Origin of the sequence: Achromobacter sp. HNDS-1 (genome assembly GCF_040084795.1) — a bacterium.
GTDB lineage: Bacteria > Pseudomonadota > Gammaproteobacteria > Burkholderiales > Burkholderiaceae_B > Achromobacter > Achromobacter ruhlandii.
Genome location: NZ_CP157584.1, coordinates 4,070,966 through 4,084,255 on the forward strand (window position 1 = coordinate 4,070,966; position 13,290 = coordinate 4,084,255).

General features: G+C 68.6%; 10 protein-coding genes. All 10 read left to right on the top strand.

Annotation, left to right across the window (positions count from 1 at the left end):
- The first annotated feature begins 3 nt into the window (after positions 1 to 3).
- The 10 genes from rsmH to ABFG95_RS18960 are packed head-to-tail and all read left to right on the top strand — an operon-like array spanning position 4 to position 13,280.
- Complete coding sequence (gene rsmH, locus ABFG95_RS18915) at positions 4 to 1,101, top strand: 16S rRNA (cytosine(1402)-N(4))-methyltransferase RsmH (RefSeq protein ID WP_049071377.1); 1,098 nt, start codon at positions 4 to 6, stop codon at positions 1,099 to 1,101.
- Positions 1,101 to 1,391, top strand: a complete 291-nt coding sequence (gene ftsL, locus ABFG95_RS18920; protein ID WP_049071379.1) for a cell division protein FtsL — start codon at positions 1,101 to 1,103, stop codon at positions 1,389 to 1,391. The genes rsmH and ftsL overlap by 1 nt, the downstream gene beginning before the upstream one ends.
- Entirely contained in the window at positions 1,388 to 3,115 is a 1,728-nt protein-coding gene (locus tag ABFG95_RS18925) for a penicillin-binding protein 2 (RefSeq protein WP_054419225.1), read from the top strand. The genes ftsL and ABFG95_RS18925 overlap by 4 nt, the downstream gene beginning before the upstream one ends.
- Entirely contained in the window at positions 3,112 to 5,976 is a 2,865-nt protein-coding gene (gene murF / locus ABFG95_RS18930) for a bifunctional UDP-N-acetylmuramoyl-L-alanyl-D-glutamate--2,6-diaminopimelate ligase MurE/UDP-N-acetylmuramoyl-tripeptide--D-alanyl-D-alanine ligase MurF (protein WP_278992343.1), read from the top strand. Before ABFG95_RS18925 ends, murF begins: the two co-directional genes overlap by 4 nt.
- Positions 5,966 to 7,135: a phospho-N-acetylmuramoyl-pentapeptide-transferase gene (gene mraY / locus ABFG95_RS18935; RefSeq protein WP_049071384.1), complete on the top strand. Its 1,170-nt coding sequence runs from the start codon at positions 5,966 to 5,968 to the stop codon at positions 7,133 to 7,135. The genes murF and mraY overlap by 11 nt, the downstream gene beginning before the upstream one ends.
- Positions 7,132 to 8,664, top strand: coding sequence for a UDP-N-acetylmuramoyl-L-alanine--D-glutamate ligase (murD, locus tag ABFG95_RS18940; protein ID WP_278992342.1), 1,533 nt, complete (start codon positions 7,132 to 7,134; stop codon positions 8,662 to 8,664). The genes mraY and murD overlap by 4 nt, the downstream gene beginning before the upstream one ends.
- A complete protein-coding gene (gene ftsW, locus ABFG95_RS18945; protein WP_049071387.1) occupies positions 8,661 to 9,854 on the top strand; it encodes a putative lipid II flippase FtsW in 1,194 nt (397 codons plus the stop codon). The genes murD and ftsW overlap by 4 nt, the downstream gene beginning before the upstream one ends.
- A complete protein-coding gene (murG, locus tag ABFG95_RS18950) occupies positions 9,851 to 10,930 on the top strand; it encodes an undecaprenyldiphospho-muramoylpentapeptide beta-N-acetylglucosaminyltransferase (protein WP_049071389.1) in 1,080 nt (359 codons plus the stop codon). The genes ftsW and murG overlap by 4 nt, the downstream gene beginning before the upstream one ends.
- The gene (gene murC, locus ABFG95_RS18955; RefSeq protein ID WP_175146321.1) at positions 10,927 to 12,333 is read left to right on the top strand and encodes a UDP-N-acetylmuramate--L-alanine ligase; all 1,407 of its coding nucleotides are present in this window, start codon (positions 10,927 to 10,929) and stop codon (positions 12,331 to 12,333) included. Before murG ends, murC begins: the two co-directional genes overlap by 4 nt.
- On the top strand, positions 12,330 to 13,280 hold the full coding sequence (locus ABFG95_RS18960; protein WP_049071392.1) for a D-alanine--D-alanine ligase: 951 nt from the start codon (positions 12,330 to 12,332) through the stop codon (positions 13,278 to 13,280). The genes murC and ABFG95_RS18960 overlap by 4 nt, the downstream gene beginning before the upstream one ends.
- Positions 13,281 to 13,290 lie beyond the last annotated feature (10 nt).

Consider the following 13,290-nt stretch of genomic DNA (forward strand, 5'->3'; position numbering starts at 1 on the left):
GTTATGGAATTCGAACATCGGCCCGTCCTGCTGGAGCCGACGGTGGACGCGCTGTTGCTGGCCGATTTCGGCGGCAAGGGCGCGGCACGGTCGCAGGTCCAGGACGAGCCGGCCGCGGCTACGCGAGCGGAACGGGGTGTCTTCGTGGATGGCACCTTTGGTCGCGGCGGCCACAGCCGCGAGCTGCTCGGCCGCCTCGGTCCGGCGGCCCGCCTGGTGGTGTTCGACAAGGATCCCGAGGCGATCGCGGTAGCCAATGCGTTGGCGGCGGCGGACTCCCGGGTGACGGTGGTGCATGGCGGCTTTGCCACCATGGCCGAAGAATTGCGGCAGCTCGGCATCGACAAGGTCGATGGCGTGATGCTGGATCTGGGGGTGTCGTCGCCTCAGATCGACGATGCCGAGCGCGGCTTCTCGTTCATGCGGGACGGCCCGCTCGACATGCGGATGGACACCACTCGTGGACCCACGGTGGCGGATTGGCTGGCGCAAGCCAGTGTGGATGAGATGCGGGAGGTCATAGCGGATTATGGCGAAGAACGGTTTGCTTTTCAGGTTGCAAAGGCGATTGCTGCTCGCCGCGCAACAAGGCCGCTGCGCACCACGCTCGAGCTTGCCGAGTGCGTCGCCAGCGCCGTCCGCACGCGCGAAAAGGGGCAGCATCCGGCCACACGCACCTTTCAAGCTCTACGGATTTACATCAATCGGGAACTCGAAGAGCTCGCGCGCACCCTCGCGTCAGCTCTAGACCTGCTTGCCCCGGGGGGGAGGTTGGCGGTGATCAGCTTTCATTCGCTTGAAGACCGCATGGTCAAGCAGTGCATCGCGGCGGCGGCTCGTCCGGCTGCCGCGCATGCGCGCCTGCCCCTGCGCGAAAGCGAAATGCCCCAGCCGGTACTGCGTTCGCTGGGACGCGTGCTGGCCGAAGACGATGAGGTCTCGGCCAACGCCCGCGCCCGTTCGGCCGTGCTGCGCGTCGCCGAACGCACCGCCACGCCCCTGCCCGCCGAGGGCGGCATGGCGTTCGTGAAAATCGGATCGCTGCCAGGCAGCGATCTGGCTCCGCCGCCTCGTCGCGGCGGCAAGGGAGGGCGCCGCTGATGGGTCGCGTCAACCTGATCGTTGCGGCTTTGCTGATGCTGTCGGCCATTTCCCTGGTCACCAGCCGGTATCAGTCGCGCCAGCTCTTCGTCGAGCTGGGCCGCGATCAGGCGCAGGAGCGCGACCTGGAAACCAACTGGCGGCGTCTGCAGCTGGAGCGCGCCGAGCTGGCGCGCAACGCGCGAGTCGACGTGATCGCGCGCGACAGCCTGAAGATGATTCCCATCGTGCCTGACCGCACGCTCTATCTGAATCAGGCGCCGGTGCCGGCCAGCGGAGGTGCCCAATGAAGCGCGTTCCGTTCTTCGACAATCCGGTGCTGCGCGGGCAACTGCCGACCTGGCGCGCGCGTCTTGTGCTGATCCTGCTGTTTGGCGGTTTCACCGTGCTGGCCGGCCGCGCGTTGTTCCTGCAAGGGTTGTCCACCGAATTCCTGCAGCAGCAAGGCGAGCGTCGCTATGAGCGCACCCTGACGCTGTCCGCCACCCGCGGCAAGATCATGGACCGCAACGGCGCGGTGCTGGCCTCCAGTGTGCCGGCGCGCGCCATCTGGGCCATTCCCGAGGATCTGAAGCAGGCGACCCCGAGTCAGCTGGACTCGCTGGCCAAATTGCTGGAAACGCCGATCGCCGACTTGCGCCGCCGGGTCGAGGAAGACAAGAACTTCGTCTACCTGAAGCGGCAGGTCTCGATGGACGTGGCCGACAAGATCAAGCAGCTCGGCCTGCCGGGCGTGCACCAGCAGCCCGAGACCCGCCGCTATTACCCGGACGGCGACGTGATGGCCCACGTGGTGGGTTTCAACAGCGTCGAGGACCAGGGCCAGGAAGGCGTCGAACTGACCTTCAACCAGCAATTGTCGGGACGCCCGGGCAGCCGCCGCGTCATCAAGGACCGGCTGGGCCGCGTCATCGAGGACGTGCAGGCCGTGACGCTGCCGGTGGACGGCCGCGACCTGCGGCTGTCGATCGACACCCGCCTGCAGTACCTGGTGTTCAAGGAACTGAAGGACGCGATGGACAAGCACCAGGCCAAGGGCGCCACCGCCGTGGTCGTGGACGTCCATACCGGCGAGATCCTGGCGCTGGCCAACGTGCCGACGTTCGACCCGAACAAGCGCGAGACCTTCCACGGCGCCAATCTGCGCAACCAGGCCATTACCGACACGTTCGAGCCGGGCTCGATCATGAAGCCGTTCACCGCCGCGCTGGCGCTGGACCTGGGCCGCATCACCACCTCGACCCTGTTCGAGACCGGCAACGGCCGCTTCACGTATCAAGGCAGCACGATCAGCGACGTCAGCCGCAACGGCACGCTGGACGTGGCCGGCGTGCTGCGCAAGTCCAGCAACATCGGCATGACGATGATCTCCGAGAAGCTGGAATCGCGCGAGATGTGGGACCGCTTCACCGAACTGGGCCTGGGCCAGGCTCCTCAAGTGGGATTTCCCGGCGCGGCGCCCGGCCGCCTGCGCCCCTGGGACCGCTGGCGCCTGATCGAGAAGGCCACCATGGCCTACGGCTATGGCCTGTCGGTGTCGCTGCTGCAAGTGGCGCGCGCCTACACGGTGTTCGCCCGCAACGGCGACATGGTGTCGCTGACCCTGGTCAAGCGCGACAGCGATCCGACCAGCGTCAAGATCTATACGCCCAAGACCACCGCGCTGGTGCGCGGGATGCTGGAGGCCGCCACCGGGCCGGACGGCACCAAGGCCGCCCAGGTCCAGGGTTACCGTGTAGCCGGCAAGAGCGGCACCGCGCGCAAGATTGTCGACGGCAAGTACAGCACGCAGCGGTATCGCAGTTCGTATGTGGGCTTTGCGCCGGTGTCCGATCCCAAGATCGTGGTGGCCGTCTCGATCGACGAGCCCACGGTCGGCGGTTATTACGGCGGCGCGATCGCCGCGCCCGTGTTCTCCCACATTGTCGGCGGGAGTCTGCGGCTGATGGGGGTGCGGCCGGACGCGCCCTTCGAATCGACAATTGTTGCTGGTATCAAGGAGCCAGGCAGATGAGCGCCAAAGGCTTCCTCTCATCCCCCGCCGCCACGGTCGAACAAGCCGTGGCGTGGTTGCATTCGCGCGTGTCGTTGACCGCGCACCTGAAGCTGGACTCCCGCGAGATCGAGCCGGGCGACGTGTTCGTCGCCTGCCCGGGCCTGTCCAGCGACGGCCGTCTATATATAGAGAAGGCGTTGGCGCTGGGCGCCAGCGCGGTGCTGTTCGAGGCGCCCGCGACCGAGGCCATCGAGGCCGCGGCCGCCGCCGGCGATACGCCGATGCTGCCGGTGACCGGCTTGCGCGCCCTGCTGGGCGAGCTGGGCGACACCTGGTACGGCCGGCCGTCGTCGACCCTGGCCGTGGTGGCCGTGACCGGCACCAACGGCAAGACGTCGTCGGTGCAATGGATCGCCCACGCGCTGGGCCGCAACGACAAGCCCTGCGGCACCATTGGCACCTTGGGCGCCGTGCTGCCGGACGGGCAGACGCTGGGCGGCCATCTCACGACCCCGGACGTGCTGACCGTGCACCGCCTGCTGGCCGCCATGCGCGACGCCGGCGCCAAGGCGGTGGCGATGGAAGCGTCTTCGATCGGCATCGAGCAGGGCCGCATGGATGGCGTGCGGGTGGCGCTGGCCGCCTACACCAACCTGACCCGCGATCACCTCGACTATCACGGCACGATGGAACGTTACGAGGCGGCCAAGGCCAGCCTGTTCCGCTGGCCCGGCCTGAGCGCCGCGGTGGTCAATGCCGATGACGAAGCCGGACGCCGCCTGATCGCCTCGCTGCCGTCGGATCTGTCGGTGATGGGCTACAGCCTGAGCGCGGATCCCGCGATTCCCGCCGCGATGCGCGCACGCGACCTGCAGGCCACCGCGCAAGGGCAGATCTTCACGCTGGTGTCGCCGCATGGCGAGGCCCAGATCGTGACGCGCCTGCTGGGGGCGCACAATGTTTCCAACCTGCTGCTGGTGGCGGGCGTGCTGTACAAGCTGGGCCTGCCATTCGCGCAGATCGCGCGCGAACTGGCCGCGACCGATCCGGTCGATGGCCGCCTGCAGACCGTGGAACCGGTTGCCGCCAGCACGCAGGCCCACTCGGGCCGTGGCGCGCTGGTGGTGGTGGATTACTCCCACACCCCCGATTCGCTGGCGCGCGCGTTGATGGCATTGCGTCCGGTGGCGCAGGCGCGCGCCGGCCGCCTGGTGTGCGTGTTCGGTTGCGGCGGCGACCGCGACGCCGGCAAGCGCCCCGAGATGGGCCGCATCGCCGCCGAACTCGCGGACCACGTGGTGGTGTCCAGCGACAACCCGCGCAGCGAGTCGCCCGAAGCGATCGTGGCGCAGATCCTGGCCGGCATTCCGGCGTCGGCGGCGGTCGAGGTGCAGGTCGACCGCGCCCGCGCCATCATGCAGGCCATCTGGGCCAGTGCGCCCGAGGACGTGGTGCTGCTGGCTGGCAAGGGCCACGAAACCTATCAGGAGATCGCCGGCGAAAAGCTGCCGTTCGACGATCGCGAGTGGGCGCGCCTGGCGCTGCTGCTGCCGCTGGTCAAGGGTGTTTCCACGGATACGCGGCGCATCGGCGCTGGCGAGCTGTTCGTGGCGCTGGTGGGCGAGAACTTCGACGCGCACAACTACCTGGATCAGGCCGCCGAGCGTGGCGCCTGCGCCGCGGTGGTCGCGCACGCCGTGCCGGAATCGAACCTGCCGCAACTGGTGCTGGGCGATACCCGCGTGGCGCTGACGCGCATCGGCGCGGCCTGGCGCGCCCGCTTCACGCTGCCGGTGGTGGCTGTGACGGGCAGCAACGGCAAAACCACCACCAAGGAAATGATCTCGGCCATGCTGGCGGGTTGGCGTGGCGAGACGGGCCGCCTGGCCACGGCCGGCAACCTGAACAATGACATCGGCGTGCCGTTGACCCTGCTGCGCCTGCGTCCCGAACATCGCGCCGCCGTGTTCGAACTCGGCATGAACCATCCGGGCGAGATCGCGCAACTGGCCGCCATCGCGGCGCCCAGCGTGGCGCTGGTGACCAACGCGCAGCGCGAGCACCAGGAATTCATGCACACCGTGGAAGCGGTGGCGCTGGAAAATGGCGCCGCCATCGCGGCGCTGCCGGCCGATGGCGTGGCGGTCTATCCGGGCGACGAACCCTATGCGGCGATCTGGGACAAGCTGGCCGCGCCGCGCCGCGCGTTGCGTTTCGGCCTGCAGCCCGGCCTGGATGTCTATGCCGAGCAGATCCTGGCGGACGTCGATTCGACGCGCTGCCGCGTGGTGACGCCGGTGGGCAATGCCGACCTGACGCTGCCGGTGCCCGGTGTGCACAACCTGCGCAACGCGCTGGCGGCGATCGCCAGCGCCATCGCGGCGGGGGCGCCGCTGGACGTGGCGGTGCGGGCGCTGGCCGGTTTCAGCCCGGTCGCCGGGCGCATGCAGTACAAGAAATTGAGTGACGGAACGTTGCTCATCGATGACACCTACAATGCCAATCCCGACTCGGTTCGCGCGGCCATCGATGTGCTGGCGCGTATCGCCGGCACCCGCGTCCTGGTACTGGGTGACATGGGCGAGGTCGGGGACAACGGCCCCGCCATGCATGAAGAGGTGGGCAATTACGCGCGCGAGCTTGGCCTCGACGCGCTCATCACGCTAGGCGATGCCAGCCGGGCGGCCGCGGCCGCGTTCGGCACGGGCGCGCACGCCTGCGCATCGGTAGACGAAGTCGTTGCCGCATTGCGCGGCCTGCGCGCGTCCTGCGTATTGATAAAGGGATCGCGCTTTATGCGCATGGAGCGGGTAGTGACGGCTTTTACTTCGAATGACGGGCAAGCGGCCAAGGGGCAGGGGGACAACCATGCTGCTTGAGATCGCCCGCCTGCTTTCCGATGATGTGCGCGCGCTGGGCGTGTTCGAGTACATCACGCTGCGCGCGGTGCTGGCGTGCGCCACGGCGCTGCTGATCGGCCTGGTGGCCGGCCCGCGCGTGATCCGCAAGCTGACCGAGATGAAAATCGGCCAGGCCGTGCGTTCGTATGGCCCGGAAAGCCACCTGGTCAAGACCGGCACCCCGACCATGGGCGGCGTGCTGATCCTGATTTCCATCGCCATCAGCACGCTGCTGTGGGCCGACTGGACCAACCGCTTCGTGTGGGTGGTGCTGCTGGTGACGTTCGGCTTCGGTTGGATCGGCTGGATGGACGATTACCGCAAGGTGGTCTATCGCGATCCCGAAGGCATGCCGGCGCGCCAGAAGTTCTTCTGGCAGGCGACCATCGGCCTGGTGGCCGCGGTCTACCTGGCGTTCGCCGTGTCGGCGCCCGCCAACACCGAACTGTGGCCGCTGTTCAAGGCCTGGGTGGGAAGCGGCTTCACGATGTCGCTGCCGACGCGCGCCGACCTGATCGTGCCGTTCTTCAAGACTGTCAGCTATCCGCTGGGCGTGCTCGGCTTCGTGGCGCTGACGTGGGCCGTGATCGTCGGCACCAGCAACGCCGTCAACCTGACCGACGGCCTCGATGGCCTGGCGATCATGCCTACCGTGATGGTTGGCAGCGCGCTCGGCATCTTCGCCTACGTCGTCGGCCGGGTCGACTATTCGAAGTACCTGCTGTTCCCCTACATCCCCGGCGCCTCGGAATTGATGGTGCTGTGCGCGGCGATCGGGGGCGCGGGGCTGGCATTTTTGTGGTTCAACGCGTATCCGGCGCAGGTGTTCATGGGTGACGTCGGCGCGCTGGCGCTGGGCGGCGCGCTGGGCACCATCGCGGTCATCGTGCGCCAGGAGATCGTGCTGTTCATCATGGGCGGCGTGTTCGTGGTCGAGACCCTGTCGGTGATGATCCAGGTGACGTGGTTCAAGTACACCAAGCGACGTTATGGAACAGGTCGACGCATATTCCGCATGGCGCCGCTGCATCATCACTTCGAAGTGGGCGGCTGGAAGGAAACCCAGGTGGTCGTGCGTTTCTGGATCATCAGCATGATGCTGGTGCTGATTGGCCTCTCTACCCTGAAGTTGCGATGAATACGATGGAAACCTCCCGCGCCGATGCGCCGCTCGTCCTGATCCTCGGATTGGGCGAGTCGGGCGTGGCCGCCGCACGCTGGAGCGCCCGCCAGGGCGCCCGCCTGCGGGTGGCCGACACGCGCGCGGAGCCGGGTGGACTGGACGCGTTGCGCGACGCGCTGGCGCAGGCCGAGGTCGAGTACCGCCTGGGTTGCGATGCGTCTTTCGACATCGCGTTGCTGGATGGCGTGAGCCAGGTCGTCGTCAGCCCGGGACTCGCGCCCGAAGGCGCGCCGGCCGGCGAGTTGCTGCGCGAGGCCAAGGCCCGCGGCATCGAGGTCATCGGCGAGATCGAATTGTTCGCGCGGGCGCTGGCCGAACTGGCCGAGACCCGCGAATACCGCCCGCGCGTGCTGGCCGTGACCGGCACCAACGGCAAGACCACCGTCACCGCCCTGACGCGCGACCTGATCGCGGCCAGTGGCCTGTCGGTGCTGGCCGCCGGCAACATCAGCCCGGCCGCGCTGACCGCGCTGATGCAGGCGCTGGATGCCGACGCGCTGCCGCAGGTGTGGGTGCTGGAGCTGTCCAGCTTCCAACTCGAGACCACGCACACGCTGATGGCCGACGCGGCCGTCGTGCTGAACGTGACGCAGGATCACCTGGACTGGCATGGCGGCATGGACGCCTATGCGCGGAGCAAGGCGCGCCTGCTGAAGATGACGCGCATCGCCATCGTCAACCGCGATGATCCCTATACCGTGGACATGGTGCCGTCGTTGGATGCCATGCCGGTGCGCAGCTTTGGCCGCGAAGTGCCCGAGCTGGTGGGCGACATGGGCCTGGAGCTGGGCCAGGGCGTGGCCTGGCTGGTGGCGGCCGAGCCGGTCGACTTCGATGAGCCCGTCGCGCCGGTGCGCCGCAAGAAGGACGCGCCTGAGCCGACGCGCGCCAAGGGCCGCATGAGCCGCCTGATGCCGGTCGATGCCTTGCGCATCCGCGGCATCCACAATGCCTTGAACGCGCTGGCCGCGTTGCAGTTGGCGCGTTGCCTCGATCTGGGCTGGGGCCCGATGCTGCGGGCCCTGCGCGAATACGCCGGCGAACCGCATCGCGCCGCCTTCGTGCGCAGTATCGGCGGCGTGGACTATATCAACGACAGCAAGGGCACCAACGTTGGCGCCACCGTGGCCGCGCTTGAGGGCATGGGCCAGCCGGTGGTGCTGATCGCCGGCGGCCAGGGCAAGGGCCAGGACTTCTCGCCGCTGATCCCGGTGGTGTCGCGCCATGCGCGCGCCGTGCTGCTGATCGGCCAGGACGGCCCCGAGATCGGCCGCGTGCTGGCCGCCACCGGCGTCGACTGCATCGCCGTCGAATCGCTGCGCGACGCCGTGCGCCGCGCCGCCGAAGTGGCACAGGCCGGTGACGTGGTGCTGCTGTCGCCGGCCTGCGCCAGCCTGGACATGTTCCGCAATTACCCGCACCGCGGGCAAGTGTTCGTGGAAGAGGTCGAAGACCTGGCCCGCGACCGGGGGGAGGTGGCATGAGCCTGATCGCCGATCTCACCGCCAGCGTCAACGCCGTACGGCCCGGCCGTACCCGCATGCGCAATTTCGACATGCCGCTCGCGATTGCGGCGTCGACCTTGCTGCTGCTCGGCCTGCTGATGGTGTATTCGGCGTCGATCGCGCTGGCCGACGGCCCGCGCTATGCCTCCTATGGCCGCTACTACTTCGTGATCCGCCACGGCCTGTTCATCAGCGCGGGCCTGGTGGCGGGCGCGGTCGTGCTGGCGATTCCGATCCGCGTCTGGCAGCGTCTGGCGGTGCCGATGTTCGTGGTGGCCATGGTGTTGCTGGTGGCGGTGCTGATTCCCGGGATCGGCCGCGAGGTCAATGGCGCGCACCGCTGGATCCCGCTGGGTCCGCTGAATTTCCAGCCGTCCGAACTGATGAAGCTGGCCGCGCTGCTCTATGCCGCCGATTACACGGTGCGCAAGCAGGAACACATGCAGGCGTTTGCCCGCGGCTTCCTGCCGATGGCGTTCGCGCTGGCCGGCGTCGGCATGCTGCTGCTGCTCGAGCCGGACCTGGGCGCTTTCATGGTGATCGTGGCGATCGCGATCGGCATCCTGTTCCTGGGCGGCATCAACGGCAAGTACTTCAGCAGCCTGCTGGCGGTGTTGGTCAGCACCTTCCTGATGCTGATCTGGCTGTCGCCGTGGCGCCGCGCGCGCCTGTTCGCCTACCTGGATCCCTGGAACGAAGACAACGCCTACGGCAGCGCCTACCAGCTGTCGCACTCGCTGATCGCCCTGGGGCGTGGCGAATGGCTGGGCGTGGGCCTGGGCGCCAGCGTCGAAAAATTGCACTACCTGCCCGAAGCCCATACCGACTTCCTGATGGCGGTGGTGGGCGAGGAGCTGGGTTTCGCCGGCGTGATGCTGGTGATCACGCTGTTCGCCATCATCGTCTACCGCGGCTTCGACATCGGTCGCCAGGCCATCGCCATGGAACGCACCTTCGCGGGCCTGGTGGCGCATGGCGTGGCGATGTGGTTCGGGGTGCAGGCCTTCATCAACATGGGCGTGTGCCTGGGGCTGCTGCCGACCAAGGGCCTGACGCTGCCGCTGATGAGCTACGGCGGCTCGGGCGTGGTGATGAACTTGTGCGCCCTGGCCATGCTGATACGGGTGGATGTGGAAAGCCGCATCATGATGCGCGGAGGACGGGTATGACCGCCGCGTCGCGCACCATCCTGATCATGGCCGGCGGCACTGGCGGTCACATCATGCCCGGCCTGGCCGTGGCCGACGTGCTGCGCCAGCGCGGCTGGCGCGTGCTGTGGCTGGGCAACCCGGACAAGATGGAAGGCAAGCTGGTGCCGCCGCGCGGCATCGAGCTGGTGCCGCTGCGTTTCGCCGGCGTGCGCGGCAAGGGCGCGGCGGCGCTGCTGAAGCTGCCGTTCCTGCTGGTGCGCGCCTTCGCCCAGGCCTGGGCGCGGCTGTCGTCGGTGCGCCCGGACGTGGTGCTGGGCATGGGCGGCTACGTCGCCTTTCCCGGCGGCGTCATCGCGGCGCTGCGCGGCACCCCGCTGGTGGTGCACGAACAGAATGCGGTGGCCGGCACCGCCAACAAGTGGCTGGCCAGGATGGCGCGCCGCGTGTTGAGCGGGTTTCCCGGCGTGCTGCCCAAGGGCGAAGCCATGGGCAACCCGGTGCGCGCCGACCTGTGCGCCTTGCCCGATCCGGCGCAACGCTATGCCGGCCGCGGCGGCCCGCTGCGGCTGCTGGTGGTGGGCGGCAGCCTGGGCGCCCAGGCGCTCAATACCGCCGTGCCGCAAGCGCTGGCGCGCCTGCCGCGGGAGAGCCGTCCCGTGGTGGTGCACCAGGCCGGCGAGCAACATCTGCCGGCGCTGCAGCAGGCCTACGCCCAGGCGGGCGTGGCGGCCGACTGCCGCGCCTTCATCGACGACATGGCTGGCGCGATGGGCGACGCCGACCTGCTGATCTGCCGCGCGGGCGCCATGACGGTGTCCGAGGTGGCCGCGGCAGGCGTGGCGGCGCTGTTCGTGCCGTTCCCCCATGCCATCGATGATCACCAGACCGCCAACGCGCGCTTTCTGAGCGACGCGCAGGCCGCCTGGCTGCAGCCGCAGAACGCCTTGAGCCCGGCGTGGCTGGCGGACTGGCTGGGCCAGCGCAATCGACAAGAACTGCAAGCCGTCGCAGAACGGGCCCGCGCGCATGCGCAGCCGGATGCGGCGGCGCACATCGCCGACGTCTGTGAACAAGCAGCGGGGCGTTCATCATGAAACACAGAATCCAACATATCCATTTCGTAGGCATCGGCGGCTCCGGCATGAGCGGCATCGCCGAGGTGCTGCTCAACCTGGGCTACACCATCAGCGGCTCCGACCTGAACGAGTCGGCCGTGACCCGCCGCCTGGCCGGCCTGGGCGTGAACATCGCCATCGGCCACGTCGCCAGCAACGTCACCGGCGCCGGCGCCATCGTCACGTCGACCGCGGTGGCGGGCGACAACCCCGAGGTCATCGCCGCCCGCGCCGCGCGCATCCCGGTGGTGCCGCGCGCCATCATGCTGGCCGAATTGATGCGCCTGAAGCGCGGCATCGCGGTGGCCGGCACGCATGGCAAGACCACCACCACCAGCCTGGTGGCCAGCATCCTGGCCGCGGGCGACCTGGACCCGACCTTCGTGATCGGCGGGCGCCTGAATTCGGCCGGCGCCAATGCGCGCCTGGGGCAGGGCGACTACATCGTGGTCGAGGCCGACGAATCCGACGCTTCGTTCCTGAACCTGCTGCCGGTGATGGCCATCGTGACCAACATCGACGCGGACCACATGGACACCTATGGCCACGACGTGGCCCGCCTCAAGAGCGCGTTCATCGAATTCACCCAGCGCCTGCCGTTCTACGGCAGCGCGGTGCTGTGCACCGACGACGCCAACGTGCGCGAGATCATGCCGTTCGTGTCGCGCCCCATCACCTCGTATGGCCTGAACGAAGACGCGATGGTGCGCGGCTACGAAGTGCAGGCCGACGGCACGCGCATGCGCTTCAACGTGCAGCGCAGCCACCGCGACACGCTGCTGCCGCCGCTGCAGGTGGAGCTGAACCTGCCGGGCCTGCACAACGTTCGAAACGCGCTGGCGGCGATCGCCGTGGCGACCGAGCTGGGCGTGGCCGATGAAGCCATCCGCGACGCGCTGGCCTCGTTCAAGGGCGTGGGCCGCCGCTTCACGCAGACGGGCGAATTCCCGGTGCCGGCCGCGCATGGCGGCGGCATCTTCACGGTGATCGACGACTACGGCCACCACCCGGTGGAAATGGCCGCCACGCTGGCCGCCGCCCGCGGCGCCTGGCCCGACCGCCGCATCGTGCTGGCGTTCCAGCCGCACCGTTACACGCGCACCCGCGACTGTTTCGAGGATTTCGTGCGCGTGCTGGGCACGGCCGACGCGGTGTTGCTGACCGAAGTCTATTCGGCCGGCGAGCCGCCGCTGGTGGCCGCCGACGGTCGCGCCTTGTCGCGCGCCCTGCGCGTGGCCGGCAAGGTGGAACCGGTGTTCGTCGAGGACGTGGCCGACCTGCCGCAGGCGGTGGTCGACTTCGTGCGCGATGGCGACGTGGTGATCGTCATGGGGGCCGGCTCGATCAGCAAGGTTCCCGCACAGGTTGGAGAATTGGCATGAGCGCGAAATTCGGCAAGGTGGGTGTGTTGTACGGCGGCCGTTCCGCCGAACGCGAAGTGTCCCTGATGTCCGGGGCCGGCGTGCACCAGGCGCTGCTCAGCGCCGGCGTCGACGCGCACCTGTTCGACACGGGCGAGCGCAGCCTGGCCGAGCTGGCCGCCGAGGGCTTCGAGCGCGTGTTCATCGCGCTGCATGGCCGCTTCGGCGAAGACGGCTCGATCCAGGGCGCGCTGGAGCTGCTGGGCATTCCCTACACCGGCAGCGGCCCGCTGGCGTCGGCCCTGGCCATGGACAAGACCATGACCAAGCGCGTCTGGCTGCAGCATGGCCTGCCCACGCCGGCATTCGAATTGCTGGACGCCGACACCGAACTGCGCCTGGTGCCGGACCGCCTGAGCCTGCCGCTCATCATCAAGCCGCCGCACGAGGGCTCGACCGTGGGCATCACCAAGGTCGTGGGCTATTCCGATATGAAGGACGCCTACGCCCTGGCCGCCAAGTTCGACGCCGAGGTGCTGGCCGAGCAGTTCATCCAGGGCCGCGAACTGACCGTGGCAGTGCTGGGCAGCGGCAAGACCGCGCGCGCGCTGCCGGTGATCGAGATCGCCGCGCCCGGCGGCAACTACGACTACGAGCACAAGTACTTCTCCGACGACACGCAGTACTTCTGCCCGGCGGCGCTGCCGCCGGCCGTGGCCGAGGAAGTCGCCGACATCGCGGTGCGCGCCTATCGCGCGCTGGGCTGCGAAGGCTGGGGCCGCGCCGACTTCATGCTGGACGCCGACAACCGCCCCTGGCTGCTTGAAATGAATACCTCGCCCGGCATGACCAGCCATTCGCTGGTGCCGATGGCGGCCCGCGCCACCGGCATGAGCTATGCCGAGCTGTGTGTGGCGATTTTGGCCGACGCTTCGTGCAAATTGCACAGCGCCGCTCGCAATACTTGACCCGGACATT